Source organism: Brevundimonas sp. ALps5 (assembly GCF_058681645.1).
The window spans coordinates 2669032-2685710 of record NZ_CM178744.1 but is presented as its reverse complement, the minus strand read 5'-3'; the positions used below and the strand labels follow the sequence as shown (position 1 = coordinate 2685710).

14 protein-coding genes are annotated in these 16679 nt (G+C 68.8%); 3 read left to right on the top strand and 11 right to left on the bottom strand.

Going from position 1 to position 16679, the window contains the following annotated elements; genetic code table 11:
• Genes ACW172_RS12910 through ACW172_RS12895 form a run of 4 tightly spaced genes read right to left on the bottom strand, consistent with a single transcriptional unit; the run spans position 1 to position 4204 of the window.
• On the bottom strand, positions 1-936 hold the full coding sequence (locus ACW172_RS12910; protein ID WP_492031847.1) for a bifunctional riboflavin kinase/FAD synthetase: 936 nt from the start codon (positions 934-936) through the stop codon (positions 1-3).
• Positions 936-1397 carry a MaoC family dehydratase gene (locus tag ACW172_RS12905; protein ID WP_492031846.1) on the bottom strand — a complete coding sequence of 154 codons (462 nt, stop codon included), beginning with the start codon at positions 1395-1397 and terminating at the stop codon, positions 936-938. Before ACW172_RS12905 ends, ACW172_RS12910 begins: the two co-directional genes overlap by 1 nt.
• Before the next feature lie 43 nt (positions 1398-1440).
• The gene (locus ACW172_RS12900; RefSeq protein ID WP_492031845.1) at positions 1441-2310 is read right to left on the bottom strand and encodes a TIGR01459 family HAD-type hydrolase; all 870 of its coding nucleotides are present in this window, start codon (positions 2308-2310) and stop codon (positions 1441-1443) included.
• 46 nt (positions 2311-2356) lie between these two features.
• Complete coding sequence (locus tag ACW172_RS12895) at positions 2357-4204, bottom strand: ABC transporter transmembrane domain-containing protein (protein ID WP_492031844.1); 1848 nt, start codon at positions 4202-4204, stop codon at positions 2357-2359.
• Positions 4205-4331: 127 nt separating this feature from the next.
• Here ACW172_RS12895 and rpmE point away from each other — a divergent pair, with 127 nt between their 5' ends.
• On the top strand, positions 4332-4556 hold the full coding sequence (rpmE, locus tag ACW172_RS12890; protein WP_271085924.1) for a 50S ribosomal protein L31: 225 nt from the start codon (positions 4332-4334) through the stop codon (positions 4554-4556).
• Positions 4557-4713: 157 nt separating this feature from the next.
• Positions 4714-6288: a L,D-transpeptidase family protein gene (locus ACW172_RS12885; RefSeq protein ID WP_492031843.1), complete on the top strand. Its 1575-nt coding sequence runs from the start codon at positions 4714-4716 to the stop codon at positions 6286-6288.
• A gap of 3 nt (positions 6289-6291) precedes the next feature.
• On the opposite strand, the gene ACW172_RS12880 is transcribed toward ACW172_RS12885, so the two are convergent.
• Together ACW172_RS12880 and gyrA are read right to left on the bottom strand one after the other, a co-directional pair.
• Positions 6292-7080 (bottom strand): aminotransferase class IV, encoded by a 789-nt coding sequence (locus ACW172_RS12880; protein WP_492031842.1) that lies wholly within the window; start codon positions 7078-7080, stop codon positions 6292-6294.
• A gap of 132 nt (positions 7081-7212) precedes the next feature.
• A complete protein-coding gene (gene gyrA, locus ACW172_RS12875; RefSeq protein ID WP_492031841.1) occupies positions 7213-9984 on the bottom strand; it encodes a DNA gyrase subunit A in 2772 nt (923 codons plus the stop codon).
• A 121-nt stretch (positions 9985-10105) separates the two neighbouring features.
• Here gyrA and ACW172_RS12870 point away from each other — a divergent pair, with 121 nt between their 5' ends.
• Positions 10106-10708 carry a superoxide dismutase family protein gene (locus tag ACW172_RS12870; RefSeq protein ID WP_492031840.1) on the top strand — a complete coding sequence of 201 codons (603 nt, stop codon included), beginning with the start codon at positions 10106-10108 and terminating at the stop codon, positions 10706-10708.
• A 10-nt stretch (positions 10709-10718) separates the two neighbouring features.
• Here the strand turns inward: ACW172_RS12870 and ACW172_RS12865 are convergent, their stop codons facing one another.
• From ACW172_RS12865 to ACW172_RS12845, 5 genes are all read right to left on the bottom strand, one after another.
• Complete coding sequence (locus tag ACW172_RS12865) at positions 10719-11624, bottom strand: DMT family transporter (RefSeq protein WP_492031839.1); 906 nt, start codon at positions 11622-11624, stop codon at positions 10719-10721.
• A gap of 86 nt (positions 11625-11710) precedes the next feature.
• Positions 11711-12199, bottom strand: coding sequence for a single-stranded DNA-binding protein (ssb, locus tag ACW172_RS12860; protein WP_492031838.1), 489 nt, complete (start codon positions 12197-12199; stop codon positions 11711-11713).
• Positions 12200-12405: 206 nt separating this feature from the next.
• On the bottom strand, positions 12406-12825 hold the full coding sequence (locus ACW172_RS12855) for a hypothetical protein (protein ID WP_492031837.1): 420 nt from the start codon (positions 12823-12825) through the stop codon (positions 12406-12408).
• Positions 12825-13508 (bottom strand): hypothetical protein, encoded by a 684-nt coding sequence (locus ACW172_RS12850; protein ID WP_492031836.1) that lies wholly within the window; start codon positions 13506-13508, stop codon positions 12825-12827. Before ACW172_RS12850 ends, ACW172_RS12855 begins: the two co-directional genes overlap by 1 nt.
• Before the next feature lie 122 nt (positions 13509-13630).
• Positions 13631-16453: an NHL repeat-containing protein gene (locus ACW172_RS12845; protein ID WP_492031835.1), complete on the bottom strand. Its 2823-nt coding sequence runs from the start codon at positions 16451-16453 to the stop codon at positions 13631-13633.
• Between the last annotated feature and the right edge of the window lie 226 nt (positions 16454-16679).

Here is a 16679-nt window from a genome sequence, read left to right as displayed (position 1 = left end):
TCAGCCCCTCAGGATCGCCTTCGCCGCGTCCGCGTCCGCGTCGATCTGAACCTTCAGCGCGTCGAGGCTATCGAAATTGAGCTCGCCGCGCAGGAAGGCGACCAGTTCGGTCTCGACGGTCTGGCCGTAGAGGTCTTCGGCGAAGTCGAACAGCCAGACCTCCAGCAGCGGGGTCTCGATCTCGAACATCGGACGGACGCCCAGATTGGCGACGCCGTCGATGACGCGTCCATCCGGCAGGCGGGTGCGGGTCGCATAGACCCCGTAGGCCGGGCGCATGTAGTCGCCGAGCGCGACATTGGCCGTGGGCACGCCGATGGTTCGGCCGCGCTTGTCGCCGTGGATGACCTCGCCCTCGATGGCGAAGGGGCGGCCCAGGATGGCGGCGGCGCGAGCCATGTCCCCGGCCTTGAGCGCCTCGCGCACCGCGCTGGACGACAGCTTCAGCCCGTGCGGATCATCGATGCGTTCGGTCGTCGAAACGGTGAAACCCAGGGTCTCGCCATAGGTCCGCAGCGCCTCTGGAGAGCCAGAGCGGCCGCGGCCGAAGGTGAAGTCGAAGCCCACCGCCGCGTGGCGGATGCCGAGACCGTCCGCCAGAACCCGGCGCGCGAACTCGACGTCGGTCATGGCCGCCATCTCGCCGTCGAAGGGCAGCAGATAGAGACGGTCGACGCCCAGAGGCTCCAGCGCCCGCGCCATCTGGCCGGGGCTCATCAGGCGGAAGGGCGCGGCCTCGGGCTGAAACCAGCGGCGCGGATGGGGATCGAAACTGACGACGGCGAGGGGCGCGCCGATAGCGTCCGCCGCCTGACGCGCGGCAGCGATCACCGCCTGATGGCCGCGATGCACGCCGTCGAAGGCGCCGACGGCGACGGCTGCGCCCTTCGCCGTTTCCGGCAGGTCGCGCCAGCCGCGGAAGACCTCGATGGTCATCAGCCCTTGGCGGGACGACGCCGGCGCGGGACCCGGACGGTGGCCTCGCCGTCCATGATCGGCTCGTCGCCGACATAGCCTTCGCAGCGCAGGGTGACGCGGGCCGAGACCTCGTCCACCGCCGAGACGGTGATACGGGCGATGACCACGTCGCCGATGCGGACCGGCTTGTGGAAGGCCAGGGTCTGGGTCAGGTAGATGGCGCCCGCGCCCGGCAGGATGGTGCCGACCACCGCCGAGCCGAACGACGCCGACAGCAGGCCGTGGGCGATCCGGCCGCGATAGGCGGTCTTGGACGCGAAGGCCTCGTCCATATGCACGGGATTGAAGTCGTCCGAGGCCTCGGCGAATTGCGCGATGCGGGCTTCGGTGACCTCGACAGCCTTCTCGGCCGTCATGCCAACGTGGAGTTCGTCGAGGATATAGCCCCCCGACGGATGCTTCTGAACCAGTTCAACCATCGGACGGTGTTAGCGCCGGTGCGACGATTTGGCGAGGCCGAACCTACCAGACGAGGTCGAGCGCGGCATATCGGGCATAGGTGGTCTCGGCCTTGAGCAGATCGGCGGCCTTGGCCGGGTCCAGCTTGCCGTCGTCGCCGCGCGCCGCGTCGCCGTGGATCCCTTGCGCGATGAACAGGCAGTCCAGCCCCTGCTGGTTGGCGCCCATGACGTCGGTGACCACGCCGTCGCCGATGCAGAGCACGCGCGAGCGATCGACCGGACGGCCCAGCAGCTGTTCCGCCTCGGTCAGGGCCAGGGCGTAGATCGGGCCATAGGGCTTGCCGGCCATGGTCACCCGCCCGCCCATGGATTCGTAGAGATCGGCCAGCGACCCGCCGCAGTAGATGATCCGGTCGCCGCGCTGCACGACCCGGTCCGGGTTGGCGCAGATCATTTCCAGATCGCGGGCCGCGGCGGGGGCGAAGCGTTCGCGGTAGTCCTCGGGCGTCTCGACCTCGTCGTCGGTCGGGCCGGTGACGGAGACGAAGGCGGCGTCCTCGGCGCTCTCCGCCCGCTCCAGACCCAGGCCTTCATAGAGGGGGGCGTCGCGATCGGGGCCGATGATCCAGGCCGGTCCGGGGGCGCGCTTGCCCAGCTCGAAGCGGGTGGCGTCGCCGGAGGTGACGATGGCCTTCCAGCTCTCGCGCGGCACGTTCAGCTGGTCCAGCTGGACCACCACGCCCGGCGTCGGACGCGGGGAGTTGGAGATCAGCACCACCGTCCCGCCCTCGCGGTTGAACCGGGCCAGGGCCTCGCAGGCCTCGGGCCAGCTCTCGCGGCCGTTGTGGATCACCCCCCAGATGTCGCACAGCAGGACGTCATAGTCGGCGGCGACGGTGCCGAGGCCGGAGAGTGCGTGAGGCTGGGTCATGCCGGGCTTCTAGCCCGCTCACCCGTGTGGGTGAAGGCGTAAGCCGTCAATCCGCGCGGAACTGCAGCTTCGCCAGCCGGGCATAGAGCCCCCCCCTGGCCACCAGCTCGGCGTGCGTTCCCTCCTCCGCCACCTGGCCATCTTCCATGACCACGATGCGATCTGCGCGGAGCACGGTGGCCAGGCGGTGGGCGATGACCAGGGTGGTGCGGCTCTCCATCGCCTGATCCAGCGCCACCTGCACCAGACGTTCGTTCTCGGCGTCGAGCGCGCTGGTCGCTTCGTCCAGCAGCAGGATCGGGGCGTCGCGAACCAGGGCGCGGGCGATGGCCAGACGCTGGCGCTGACCGCCCGACAGGCTCTTGCCGCGTTCGCCGAGCGGCGTGGCGAAGCCTTCCGGCAGGGCGTCGATGAAGGTCAGGGCCTGGGCCTCGGCGGCGACGGCGCGGGCCTCTTCCTCCGTGGCGTCCTCGCGACCGAACTGAATGTTCTCCAGCGCCGAGCCGGAGAAGAGCGGCGCCTCCTGCGAGACCCAGGCGAAGCGGTCGCGGACCGCCGTCGGATCGGCGGCGCGCACATCGACGCCGTCCACCGACACCATGCCCGCCTGCGGATCATAGAAGCGCAGCAGCAGGCGGAAGACGGTCGACTTGCCCGCGCCCGACGGGCCGACGAGAGCCACGGTCTCGCCGGGCCGGACGGTCAGGGAGAAGCCCTTCAGCGCCGGCAGGTCGGGGCGGCCCGGATAGGCGAAGGCCACTGCCGACATCGACACCTCGCCGCGCGGCGGGCTGGGCAGGGCGACGGGCTTTTCAGGCGCTGCGATGTCGGGCGTGGCGCGCATCAGTTCGTCGATCCGCTCCATGGCCCCGGCGGCCTTCTGGACATCGCCCCAGCTTTCGCCGAGCGCGCCCACGGCCCCGGCGACGAAGACCGACAGCAGGACGAACTGCAGCAGGGCGCCCGGCGACATGGCGCCCCGGACCACGTCCTGCGCGCCCAGCCAGAGCACCAGGGTGACGCCGCCGAACATGACCACGATGACCAGGGCGGTCATCAGGGCCCGGGCCTTGATCCGGGTCAGGGAGACGGCGAAGGCCGCCTCAACCGCCGCGCCGAAGCGGGCGATGGCCGAGCCGACGCGGCCAAAGGCCTGCACCGTCTCGATCGCGTCGACGCTCTCGCCCGCGAACCCGACGGCGTTGGCGAACCGGTCCTGCGACGCCACGGTCAGCTTCCTGACCGTGCGTCCGAACAGGAAGACGGGCCCCAACAGGACCGGGGCGATCAGCAGCACCAGCCCCGTCAGCTTGGGACTGACCACGAACAGCATGCCGATGCCGCCGACCAGGGTCAGGAAGTTCCGAAGCGCGAAGGAGACCGAGGTGGTCAGAAGCGTCTCGACCAGGGCGATGTCCGTGGTCAGGCGGCTGAGCACCTCGCCGGTGCGCATCTTCGCATAGAAGGAGGGGTCCAGCGTCAGGATGCGGCCGAACAGGGCCGTGCGGACGTCGGCGATGATCCGCTCGCCGGTCTTGGTCACATAGAAATATCGGACGGCGGTCGCGCCCCCCAGGACCAGGGCGTTGGCGCCCAGCAGCAGGAACCAGCGATTGATGTGCGAGCCGCCGTCGGCGAATCCCTGATCGATCGCGCCGCGCGCGGTGGCGGTCAGGGCCAGCGAGGCCCCGGTCGAGGCCAGCAGCCAGAACAGGGCGAACAGGGCGTCGAGTTTGTGCTTGCCCAGATAGGGCAGCAACCGGCCCAGCGGACGGATGTCCTTGCGCTTCTGTCGGCGCGACCCGGCCTCGCCCAGCTGTTCGACCAGCAGGGCGCCCGCCCCGGGGCGTCCCTGAACGTCGGCGGGGCTGTTGGTCGGCGAAACGTCGGTCATGGCCGCCTCTTGCCCCGGAACGCCCCACGGTGTAAACGCCGCCGCTCATTCCCGCCCGACACGGCGGGTTTTCTCATTTATGCGCACCGACGGTCGGCATCGTCATCGCGCCAGAGGCCGAACGACCATGAAAGCGGATACGCACCCCGACTACCACTTCATCACCGTCACCCTGACGAACGGCACGACGTATCAAACGCGTTCGACCTACGGCAAGGAAGGCGACGTGCTGAACCTGGACATCGACCCCTCGACCCACCCGGCCTGGACCGGCGGCAACCAGCAGATGCTGGACCGCGGCGGCCGCGTTTCGCGCTTCAACAACAAGTTCGGCGGCTTCATCAAGAAGTAAGCCGGTTCCACAGCGCACTCCGGTTTTCGGAGACTGCGCTTTTGGGATCACGAAAGGCGCCGGTCCTGCGACCGGCGCTTTTTGTTTGCGTTGAACCCCGGTAACATCAGTGCGTTCGGCGTCTTTGGGGCGACGGACCGATCTAGAGCGGACTGAGATGAATCGACGGGAATTGGGCTTCGGCATCGCGACAGCGGCGATGGTCTCTGCTGCGGGGTCAGCGCAGGCCGCCCAGTTCCGCCGTTCCCGTCCGGCCCAGCCGGCCGTGGCGCCCAGTGGCCAGGCCGTCTTCACGCCCCAGATCGCCCGCCTGCCCGCCAACATCCAGGATGATGTCCGCGCCTTCTACACGGCCAACGGCTGGAAGGCCGTCTGGACCCCGGCCCAGGTCCAGGCCCTGAACGCGGTCGCGCGCAAGTCCGAGAACCACGGCCTGGCGTCCAGCGACTTCTTCGACTTCGTGGGACTGGCCGCCGATCCAGCCTCCAGCGATGTGCGCACCACCACCGCCGCCCTGACCTATGCCCGCGTCCTGTCCGAAGGCCGCGTCCGGCCCGAGGACGTCGAGGACCTGTGGGAGATGGGCAAGAACCGCGTCGACCTGCCGACCGGCCTGAACAACGCCCTGGCCCAGAACCAGCTGCCGCAGTGGTTCGACGGCCTGCCCCCGACCGACATCGGCTATACCAACCTGTCGAACGGCTATCTGCGCTATCGCCGCCTGAGCCGCGCCGGCGGCTGGCCGGCCTTCGCCCAGGGCGCCGGCATCGAACCGGGGATGAGCGACGTGCGCATCCCGGTCCTGATCGACCGTCTGGTGGCCGAGGGCGACCTCAGCGCCGCCGACGGTGCGCGCCTGAAGGCCCAGGGCCTGACCTATGGTGACGAACTTCAAGCGGCGGTGCGCGGCTTCCAGCAGCGCCACGGCCTGCTGCCCGACGCCCGCATCGGCACCGGCACCCAACGCTCGCTCGGCGCCTCGTCCGACGACCGCGCCCGCCAGATCGCCCTGAACCTGGAACGCCGCCGCTGGCTGAAGCGCGAGCTCAATCCGGAGCGAATCGAGGTCAACACCGCCGCCGCCATCATGGTCTACTGGAAGGACGGCCGTCCGGTTCACTCCAACCGCGTCGTCGTCGGCTCGGCCGAGAACCAGACCCCCAGCCTCGAAAAGCCCTTCGCCTCGGTCGTAGCCAACCCGCCCTGGTACGTCCCGGCCGGGATCGCGCGGCGCGAGATCCTGCCCCAGGGCCCGGCCTATCTGGCCGCCCGGGACATGTATATTTCCAACGGCCAGGTGATCCAGCGCGCCGGACCGCAGGCCGCGCTTGGCTATGTGAAGTTCGAGCTGCGCGACAGCTACGCCATCTTCCTGCACGACACCCCGGCCAAGGGCGCCTTCGACCTGGCCACCCGCCAGCGTTCGCACGGCTGCGTCCGGGTTCAGGGCGCGGTCGAGTTCGCGCGCCTCCTGCTGTCGCCCGATCCGATGCGTCTGGCCGAGTTCGACACGGCCCAGCAGACCCGCGAGACCCAGCGCATCCAGACCGGCCGCGAGATCACCGTGCGCCTGCTCTACTGGACCGCCTTCGTCGACGGTCAGCAGCGCGTGGCCTTCCGCGAGGACGTCTACAAGCGCGACCAGAAGCTGGCCGAGGCCCTGGGCATCGCCGTCAACCTGCCGGTGCCGGTGGATGACGGCGCCGCCGTGGCCAACGACGTCGGGCCGTAGGGTCTAGATCGCTTCCGGAGGGTTCGACGCCCAGGCCGCTTCCAGACGTTCGATCAGGGCTGGATCGCTATTGAAGGCGTGATCGCCGATGGATTTCACGGCGCAGGCGGGCGTGGCGCTGTTGCAAATGAAGGCCTGATCAAGGTCCGCAAGATCGGACAGGTGGACGGGCCGCGTCTCCGACCTCAGGCCGACGCTGGCCAGCCCCTGCTCGATCAGGGCCTGGGTCACGCCCGCCAGCATCGGGGCCTGTGGCCAGATCACGCGGTCGCCCTTCACGAAGCCGATGTTCCAGAGGCTGCCCTCCGAGATCAGGCCTGCCCCATCGACGAACAGGGCGTCGTCGAAACCGGCGTCCTGAGCCATTCGGCGAGCGTGGATCAGGTCGTGGAGGCCGACCGACTTGATCTCCGGCAACCGGCGCACATGGGTCTGGACGTCGAGGTTCACCCAGGTCGCCAGCGGCGGAGGCAACGGCGACGCCGAGGTCATGACCTTGGGGACGCCCCGCCATGACGGCTTGCGGGCTCCGATATCCGGAGAAAACAGACTGATCCTCAGCCAGCAGGCGTCACGGTCCGAGACGGCGATACGCATCAGTTCGCGCAGCCGCCCCTCATCCACCGGCTCGTCGAACAGGGCGATGGACGACAGGCGCAGCCGCGCCAGATGCCGGCCCAGCCCCCGCGCCGCGCCGGCTTCGACGCGGAACGAGGTGTAGGCGCCGTAGTTGACCGTCGCGAGATAGGTCAGGTCGTCGGCCGAGGCGGGTTCGCCGTCGATGAGGATCATCACGATCCTCCCCCGTCGGGGGAGGTGGCGCGGCGCTCTTCGCGCCGTGACGGAGGGGGCTCAACCCACAGGCGGCGTCCGGGGCGAGCCCCCTCCACCACTTCGTGGTTCCCCTCCCCCGATGGGGGAGGATTAAGCCTCGCCACCCTCTTCACCGACATCGCCCGCATCATCGTCGCCCGGCGTTTCGGCCAGACGTTCGACCGAGACGACGCGCTCGCCCTCGGCGGTCTTGAAGATGGTGACGCCCTGGCTGGAGCGGCCGACCACACGGACCTGACCGACCCGTGTCCGGATCATCTGGCCGCTGGAGGTGACCATCAGCAGCTCGTCCGTCTCCTCCACCGGGAAGGCGGCGGTCAGGCGCAGGCCCGCACGGCCGCCGAGGCCATGGGCTGTCAGCCCCTGCCCGCCCCGGCCGGTGCGGCGGTATTCGTAGGCCGAGGAGCGCTTGCCGAAGCCGGTGTCGGTGACGGTCAGGATGAACTGCTCCGCCGCGCCCAGTTCGGCGATGCGTTCGACGCTGAGGACGGCGTCGCCGACCGCTTCGTCATCGGCCTCGACCACGGTGGTTTCATCGTCGCCTTCGCCCGACGCCGCCTTGCGCATGGCGTTCGAGTGTTTGACGTAGGCGGCGCGCTCTTCCGGCGTCGCATCGACGCGGCCGAGCACGGCCATGGAGATGACCTCGTCGCCGTCCTGAAGCCGGACGCCACGAACGCCGGTCGAATCCCGGCCCTTGAAGACGCGGACGTCGTCGGCCTTGAAGCGGATGGCGCGGCCGAGCGCGGTGGTCAGCAGGACGTCGTCCTCGGCCGTGCACAGGGCGACCCCGACCATGTGGTCGTCGTCTTCCAGCTTCATGGCCAGCTTGCCGGCGCGGTTGACCGTGGCGAAGTCGGACAGCTTGTTGCGGCGCACGTCGCCCGACTTGGTGGCGAACATGATGTCGTAGTCGCCCCAGGTCGCCTCGTCCTCGGGCAGCGGCAGGACGTTCATGATCGAATCGCCCGGCTCGATCGGCAGCAGGTTGACGAAGGCCTTGCCGCGCGAGGTCGGCCCGCCCAGCGGCAGGCGCCAGACCTTGAGCTTGTAGGCCTTGCCGTTGGTGGCGAAGAACAGCACCGGCGTGTGGGTCGAGGCGGAGAAGACGCCGGTGATGGCGTCCTCATCCTTCATCGTCATGCCGGACTTGCCCTTGCCGCCGCGATGCTGGGTCCGATAGGCGTTCAGGGCTACGCGTTTGACGTAGCCGCCATGGGTGACGGTGACGACCATGTCCTCGCGCGGGATCAGGTCCTCGTCCTCCATCTCGGCGTCGCCCTCCCCGATCAGGGTGCGGCGCGGCACGGCGAACTCGTCCTTCACCGCCAGCAGGTCCTCGCGGATGATGGCCAGGATGTTGGCGCGGTCCGACAGGATGGTCAGGTGGCCCTGGATGGTGTCGGCCAGGCCACGCGCCTCGCCGAAGATGTCGTCGCGGCCCAGGCCGGTCAGACGCGACAGGGTCAGGGCCAGGATGGCGCGGGCCTGTTCGTCGGTCAGGTTCAGCTTGTCGCCGTCGATCAGCATCGAGCGCGGATCGGCGATCAGCTCGACCAGGGCGATCATGTCGCCCACGGGCCAGGACTTGGCTTGCAGCCGCTGGCGCGCCTCGGCCGGATCGGCCGACGAGCGGATGATGTGGATGACCTCGTCGATATTGGCGACGGCGACGGCCAGACCGACCAGGACGTGGCCACGGTCGCGGGCCTTGGCCAGTTCGAACTTGACCCGGCGGACCACGACTTCCTCACGGAACTCGAGGAAGGCTTCCAGCAGCTGGCGCAGGCCCATCTGCTCGGGACGGCCATGGTTCAGGGCCAGCATGTTGACGCCGAACGACGACTGCATGGCGGTGTAGCGCCACAGCTGGTTCAGGATCACATCGCCCGAGGCGTCGCGCTTCAGCTCGATCACCATCCGCATGCCCTGACGGTCGGATTCGTCGCGGACGTCGGAGATGCCCTCGATCCGCTTCTCGCGGACCATTTCGGCGATGCGTTCGATCAGGGTCTGTTTGTTGACCTGATAAGGCAGCTCGGTGACGACGATAGCCTCGCGATCCTTGCGGATCGTCTCGATCGAGGCCTTGCCGCGCACGATGACCGAGCCGCGGCCGTCGCGCAGCGCATTGCGCGGGGCGGTGCGGCCCATGATCTCGCCGCCGGTCGGGAAGTCGGGACCGGGCACGATGTCCAGAATGGCGTCGTCGGAGATGTTCGGATCGTCCAGCAGGGCCACGGCCGCGTCGACGATCTCGCCCAGATTATGCGGCGGGATGTTCGTCGCCATGCCGACGGCGATGCCGCCCGCGCCGTTGACCAGCAGGTTCGGGATCCGCGACGGCAGGACGACCGGCTCCAGCTCCTTCTCGTCGTAGTTCGGCTGGAAATCGACCGTGTCCTTGTCGATGTCGGCCAGCAGGGCCACGGCGGCCGGCGCCATGCGCGCTTCCGTGTACCGCATCGAGGCCGGCATATCGCCGTCAACCGAGCCGAAATTGCCCTGACCATCGACCAGCATCAGACCCATGGAGAACGGCTGGGCCATGCGGACCAGGGCCATATAGACCGAGGCGTCGCCGTGCGGGTGGAAGCGACCGAGCACGTCACCGACGACGCGCGCGCACTTCGAGTACGACCGCTCGGGCGTCATGTTCAGGTCGTGCATCGAATAGAGGATGCGACGGTGCACCGGCTTCAGGCCGTCGCGCGCGTCCGGCAGGGCGCGGCTGACGATCACGCTCATAGCGTAGTCGAGGTAGGAGCGTTTCAGCTCGTCCTCGATCGTGATGGTCGAAATGTCGGAACCACCGCCAGATCCCGGAGGAGGTGCGGCGTTTTCGTAGCTGTCGTCGGTCAAGGAGTTTAGGCTTTAAATGGCCGGAATCGGAACGTGATCCGCTGTCCGGTTTTCTAGCATCCGTGGCGTCCGGAGGCAAAGTTTACGCCGGTTTCGACGTCGTCCGTGAAAGGAAGATTCCATGCGCGCGCACTCCCCTGCTCTGGCCCTCGCACTCACTCTCGCCGCCGCCTCCATCGCCGGGACCGCCCCGGCTCAGACCTCGGCGCCCGCGACCGCCCCCGCGCCCGCTCCCGCCCCGCCGCCGCAGGCCGTGGTCATCGCCTCGCTGAAGACGGCGGACGGCGCAGACGCCGGCACGGTGACCGGCTATGAAGGGCCCAAGGGGATGATCTTCCGCGTCGCCGGCAAGGGCTGGCCGGCCGGCTGGCACGCCGTCCACCTGCACGCCGTCGGCAGCTGCGAGGCGCCCGGCTTCACCTCGGCCGGCGGCCATGTGAACCACGCCGAGGGGGCGCGCCCGCACGGCCTGCTCAACAAGAACGGCGGTCCGGACCTGGGCGACCTGCAGAACGTCTTCGCCGCCGCCGATGGCGCGGCCAATGCCGATGTCTACCTGGCCTGGGAGGGTCTGGACGCGCACGAGAGCGACTATGTCGACGCCAACGGCCTGTCGTTCGTCGTCCACGCCAACGCCGATGACTACGTCAGCCAGCCGATCGGCGGCGCGGGCGCCCGCATCGCCTGCGGCGTGTTCGAGCCGGTGGTCGTCACCGCTCACTAAAGACCGTGGATCAGGCCTTGGCCGCGCCGGCGCGCAAGCCCCGCTCGGCCAGGGCCACCACCGCCACACCCGCCATGGCGATGGCCGAGCCGGTCAGGATCTGGGGCGTCAGGACGTCGCCCATCAGGCCCCAGCCGATCAGGATCGACACGACCGGCGTCGCCAGCAGATAGGGCGTCACCCGCCCGGCCTCGCGCCTCTGCACCAGCCAGAACAAGAGGGTCGTCGCCACGACCGACGACACGATCCCGGCCCACAGCAGCGAGATCCAGACGATGGGCGTGGCGGCCTTCACGGCCTCGATCTGATGGTGCTCGAACACGGCCGATCCGAAAGCCATGACCGGCAGGGTCCCGACCGCCAGCATGGCCTGCATCTTCAACGGCGGGACGGAGGTCGTGCGACGCGCGACGACCGTGGTCACGGCCCAGGCGGCGGCGGCGGCGATCCCCACCAGAATGGCGCGCCAGTCCTGAAGGGCATGGGCGTCCAGCGTCATCCAACCCACGCCGACGAAGGCCACGACCATGCCGACCATCGCGGCCCGGCTGAGCCGCTCCTTCAACAGCAGGAAGGCGAACAGGGCCGTGAACGGGATCCACAGCTGGTTGGCCACGGTCACCGGACTGACGTCCCGGGCCAGCCAGTAGGCGGTGTAGACGAGGCCGTACTGCAGCGAGCCGCCGACCAGGACGATGATCAGCAGGCTCTTCCAGTCCGGGAACGGCGGACGGATGAAGCCCGCGAGACACAGGCTGGCGATGCCGAAGCGGATCGCCCCGACCAGCAGGGGCGACATCTGTTCGGTCGCCACCTTGGCCCCGGCGTTGTTCACGCCCCAGATCACGATGATCGCCACGATGGCGGCGATCTCGAGCAGGGTCAGCGGGCTGTGCGGTTTGTCGGGCGTGGTCACCGCTCGCCTATCGCACGCAAAACGCAAAACGTCGGCTCACAATCCGTGAGCCGACGTTGCAAGGTCCGAACTGAACCGGCCGTTCCCTAGAACGGGATGTCGTCGTTCAGGTCGTAGCTTTCGCGCGGGCCGGACGGCTTGTTGGCGCCGCCGGTGGAGAAGCCCGACGAATAGTCGTCGTCGCCACGACCGCCACCGCCGCCTTGCGAAGCGCCGCCGCCGTCACGGCCGCCCAGCATGGTCAGCTGACCGTTGAAACGGCCGATGATGATCTCGGTGGTGTATTTCTCGATGCCATCCTTGTCGGTCCACTTGCGGGTCTGCAGCGAGCCCTCGACATAGACCGTCGAGCCCTTTTTCACATAGTTTTCAACGACCTTGACGATGTTGTCGTTGAAGACCGAGACGCGGTGCCACTCGGTCTTTTCCTTGCGCTCGCCCGAGGACTTGTCGCGCCAGGTTTCCGAGGTGGCCAGGGAGAAGTTGGCGATCCGGTCGCCGTTCGGCATGGACCGGATTTCGGGGTCGCGCCCCAGGTTACCGACCAGAATGACCTTGTTGACGCTGCCCGCCATGGTGCTGTCTCTCGTTGTCTGCCCCGCGCCCGAACCGGGATCGCGGCTTGCTTGAATGGGTCTTCCGACGATCCGTCGTCGGAGGACCGGCGTAGCGCGCCGGAGCCGTGACGCCAGCCCGATTAACGCATCCTAAACGAAAGCTTGTGGATGTTCCAGCTTTGTTCACGTTCAGCGCCGCTGGAACGCGCCGCCGCCGGCCTCGGCTATTGGGCCGGAGCGCGCTCGATCGTCCCCGGCGTCGCCAGACGGCCGTCGCCGGTCCGGGCAAGGGCGAAGAAACGCGGCCCCTCCAGCGTCTTGCCGAACCAGACGCCCGCCCGGTCGATGAAGATGAACTGGCCCTGGTAAGAGCCGACGATCTCGGTTTGCGATCCGCCCATGCTCAGGAACCGCAACCGCATGTCTTCCAGTCGCGCCGCGCACAACTCGATCTGGGACTGGTCGCGCGCCAGGACGTTGAAGCGCGGCTCGGCCTTCTCGCCGGCATCCGGCAGGGCGACGCTGTAGCAGACGCCGTCATCGAAGGGCGCCTTGGTCTCCTTGGCGCAGCCGGCCACAAGGCCGCCCAGAACCATAACGGGGGCCATGACACCGGCGATCGTCGCGAGGGAAGAGAGACGCATCAGTTCAATCCCGGAAATTTGCAGCTGCGGTCTTGTTCGGCGAAGACGCGGAAACGACTGTTATCGCTGGACTGTTCCACCCGGCGGGGAACCAGGCGCAGCGTCTGGTCGCCCCAGCGCCCGTACTGGGCGTCGCCGGGACGGCCCACGCATTGGCCTTCATACAGGGCCCGGACGCACTGGCCGAGCGTCGTCCCGGTCGAGACGGTGCGCCATTCATTGCCGGTGTAGCGCAGGCAAGGGCTGCCGTTGACGACGGCCGTCGGGGCGGGCGTCGGATGGGTCTCGGCGGGCGTGGCGGCGATGGGGGACTCGGTCGGAGCCGGCTCGGCGACCGGGGCGGCCGGCGGCGGGGCGAAGGCGGCGGTCGGGGCGGCGGCCAGGGCGCCGGTCTCGTCCAGACCGACATCGAGGGCGTCCGTGGCCAGTCCGTTGCGCCGCGCGCAGTCGGCCAGGGTCGCCATGCCGACGAACTGACCGTTGACGAAGCAGCGCAGCTGGCGCGTCGTCTCCAGCACAGGCGCCTCGGCCAGATCGATGTTCAGACCGCCTTTCGACGCGGGCGGCGCCTCGGGCGTTTTGTCGCCGCCTCCGGCGAAGACCAGGCCCATGACCACGGCCGCGACGACGACCAGGCCGGCGCCGATCGCGATGATGGTTCGATTGTCGTTGGGAAACGCCATGGAGCACTCGTGGGGACCGGAGCCTCAATAACCCCGTCCCCGCCCTTGAGGTCAACCGCCAACCGTCAGGCTGCGGCGCCGGAGACGGGCCCAGGAAGACGGGCCCCACCGAGAAGTGAGGATCAGGCGCCGCCGGTCAGGCGCGACAGGGCGGCCTGATAGTTGGAGATCTGATTGGTCAGATAGGCCGGAACCGCGCCGCCGGCCGCCGTCGTCGTCGGATCGACGGGCGCCAGGGCGCGATAGGCGTCGCGCACGGCCTTGAGCGCCGTCTGGATCTTCTCGCCCGCGGCCTTGATCGAGGCGGCGTCGTTGAGGGTCAGGTTGGACGGCAGGTCCATGCCATAGGTCGAGATCGACTTGTCGACCGTCTTCAGGCCGATATAGCCGGCCGACAAGCCCAGGCCCGCCAGGGCGTCCCTGCCCGTCTCGCCCGCGGTGATGACGGCGCCCTTGATTCCGTCCTTGGCGGTGATCGACAGGCGCTGGAAGCCGCCCGTCGTGGTGGTCGTCTCGCCATCCTTGCCGGTGACGGTGGAGCCTTCGGAGGCGACAGTGACCTTCAGCTTGCCGCCCGAGGCGACCGAGATCTTGCGCGCCAGGGTCGCCAGGGTGTCCTTGGCCTCGATGGTCACGGGCGCCGCACGGCCGCCGTCGGGCGGGCTGATATAGAAGCGGTCGCCGACCCGCAGCGAGGTGGCGGCGGTCAGATATTTGGAATCGCTCTGGTCGATCTCACCCTGGGGCAGGCCCAGCCGGTCCAGCACGCTGGCGCCGTTGGAGGCGATGGCCAGGGTGGCGGGCTTGGCCTGATCGCCGACGCCGGTCCAGCTCTGTTCGTATTCGACCGCCCCGGTCGACGGGTCGAGGCGGGCCAGATAGCCCTTGGTCGGGTCGGTCGCGGCTGCGCCCTCGGTCTTGCCGGTGATGCCGGTGATCCAGACCTTGCCGTCATGAACCTTGACGTCGGCGGCCGTGTCCTCGCCCGCCGTGCCGTACCAGCTCAGCCGATCGCCGGCGGCGGGCGCGAGATTGGTCGACAGGGAGGCGACGAAGACGTCCTTGCCGCCCGAGTTGGCGTTGGTCGCCGTGCCGGCCGACAGGCCGCTGTCGCGGCTGGTCCCGGTCAGGATGACCTTGCCGTTGGCGACGGCGATGCCGGCGATGTCGCCGCTGATCAGGCCCAGGTCGCGCGTCGCCGCCAGGGTCGGCACGCCGTCGGCGCCCAGGGTGAACTGACGCACCACCGCATGGCCGTCCTCGACCCCCGCAGTATAGAGGTTGTTCCCGTCGACCGTGGTCGCATCGACGCTGTCGTCGCCGCCCGTGCCGAACTGGGTGACCCCGATCGATTTGGAGACGATGCCGGCGGTCGGATAGGGCTCGCCCGCCTTGAAGGCCTGAACATAGCCGTCCCATCCGCCGACCGAGGTCGCGCCGGTCATCGCCGACTTCGAACGCCCGGCGACATAGACGACGCCGTCGGCGCCGAAGCTGACCGAGGTCGCCTCGTCCGCCGCGCGCGCGCCGCGCCGCTGGGTCCACTGCTCCTCGCCGTCCTTGTTGAAGACGGTCACGAAGCTGTCGGCGACGCCGGCGACATCGCCCGTCTTGCCCGCGTCCGTGGTCGAGGTGTTGAGCGCGCCCGTGACCGAGCCCGCAACCGCGACATTGCCGTTGGCGTCGATGGCCAGGGCGTAGCCGCTGGCGCTCGAAGCGGCGCCCAGAGCCCGCGTCGCGACCAGACGGCCGGCGCTGTCGTACTTCATCAGGGCGACGTCCTGGACGCCCTTGATCGGCTGGGTGTCGGGACCGGCGGTGACGTCGGCGACGATCCACAGCGAGCCGTCCGGGCCGACGGCGCTGGCGCGCACCGTCTGGACGCCGTCGGGAAGGGTTTCCTGCGACAGTCGGCCGTCCACCCACTGGGTCTCGCCGACATTGCCCTCGGTCGGGGCCGGGGCGTCGCCGCCGTCGACCTGGAACTTCAGGATCTGGTTGGTGAGGGTGGAGGCGGCCGTGGTCTTGGTCGTCTTGACGCCGTTGACCGTGGTCGTCGTGGTCACCGCGGCATTGCCCGCCTGCTGAACCACATAGACGGCGTCCGAAGTCTTGTCGGCGGTGAAGCCCACGGTCTCGGTCGTGGTTCCCCGGATCGCCAGGGCCCATTTGTCAGGACCGGCCGGCAGGGTCACCGCCTTGCCGTTCACCTGGACCGTCTTGGGTTCTTCCTTGATCTGCTGGCGCCCGATACGCGTCTGGAAGCCGCCGTCCTCGAGCTGTTTGTTGATGTAGCTCAGAACGTTATCCATCGTCCGGGGCGTCGAGCCCATGTTCGACAGATCGATCGGGACGGAGGTCGTCTGGCTGGAGAGCCCGACCGGCACCTTGATGGTGATGTTGAACTTGGTCTCGCCCTGGAAGGCGGCGACGGGCGTGTCCAGCGAGCCTTCGTGGACCGGACCGGTGATGGAGATGGCGCTGTCGCGCGGCACGGCGGCCGTCGTCTTGGACAGGGACGTCGCCGTGCCCTGGACCACGCGCACGCCGTCCAGGTCGGCGGTGGTCATATAGCTGCTGAGTTCGGCCAGACCCGAGGCGAAGCGCTTTTGCAGCAGGGCGGTCTCGCTGGTGGTCAGGCCGCTGCTCGAGGCGCGGTTGGCCAGGGCGCTCAGGGTCTCCAGACCCGAGTACATGGCGAACAGCTTCCTGTAGTCGGTGGAAGCCCCCTTCACGTCCACCTGGGCGGCGTTCTCGTTGATGATCTTGCGACCGGCGAGCGCCGAACGCACCAGGGCCGAAGGGTCCGAGGCCTTGACGCCGCTGGACCAGGGGGCGGTGGGCTGGGCCTTCTTCGCGACGGCAGCCGTCAGGGCGCCGGCGCTCGAAGCGTCGTAGCTCCCGCCGAACAGACCCAGAAGATAGCCGTTGTTGACCGATGTCACACGAACCTCCGCCTGGGCAGTATCGCAGGGGAGAGGCAACGGACCGTTAACAGGGACTCGGAACCGGGCACGGAATCATGCGTTTCTGGCGTCTCGGGAGAGCAGGGTTCGACGACCGTTTGTGCGGCGACCCCATACGCGCCCTCCGCATTCTGGAGCGTCCGGATGAGCATTCCGTCGGTGGTTCAGTCTTTCCTCGCCCTTTACGGCTTCGGCGACCGCGCCC

Coding starts and splice junctions, on each gene's coding strand:
- ACW172_RS12870 (WP_492031840.1), top strand. CDS start 10,106: ATGCGCGCGCACTCCCCTGCTCTGGCCCTCGCACTCACTCTCGCCGCC.
- ACW172_RS12900 (WP_492031845.1), bottom strand. CDS start 2,310: ATGACCCAGCCTCACGCACTCTCCGGCCTCGGCACCGTCGCCGCCGAC.
- ACW172_RS12855 (WP_492031837.1), bottom strand. CDS start 12,825: ATGCGTCTCTCTTCCCTCGCGACGATCGCCGGTGTCATGGCCCCCGTT.
- ACW172_RS12885 (WP_492031843.1), top strand. CDS start 4,714: ATGAATCGACGGGAATTGGGCTTCGGCATCGCGACAGCGGCGATGGTC.
- rpmE (WP_271085924.1), top strand. CDS start 4,332: ATGAAAGCGGATACGCACCCCGACTACCACTTCATCACCGTCACCCTG.
- ACW172_RS12850 (WP_492031836.1), bottom strand. CDS start 13,508: ATGGCGTTTCCCAACGACAATCGAACCATCATCGCGATCGGCGCCGGC.
- ACW172_RS12895 (WP_492031844.1), bottom strand. CDS start 4,204: ATGACCGACGTTTCGCCGACCAACAGCCCCGCCGACGTTCAGGGACGC.
- ACW172_RS12880 (WP_492031842.1), bottom strand. CDS start 7,080: ATGATCCTCATCGACGGCGAACCCGCCTCGGCCGACGACCTGACCTAT.
- ACW172_RS12905 (WP_492031846.1), bottom strand. CDS start 1,397: ATGGTTGAACTGGTTCAGAAGCATCCGTCGGGGGGCTATATCCTCGAC.
- ACW172_RS12910 (WP_492031847.1), bottom strand. CDS start 936: ATGACCATCGAGGTCTTCCGCGGCTGGCGCGACCTGCCGGAAACGGCG.
- ssb (WP_492031838.1), bottom strand. CDS start 12,199: ATGGCGGGCAGCGTCAACAAGGTCATTCTGGTCGGTAACCTGGGGCGC.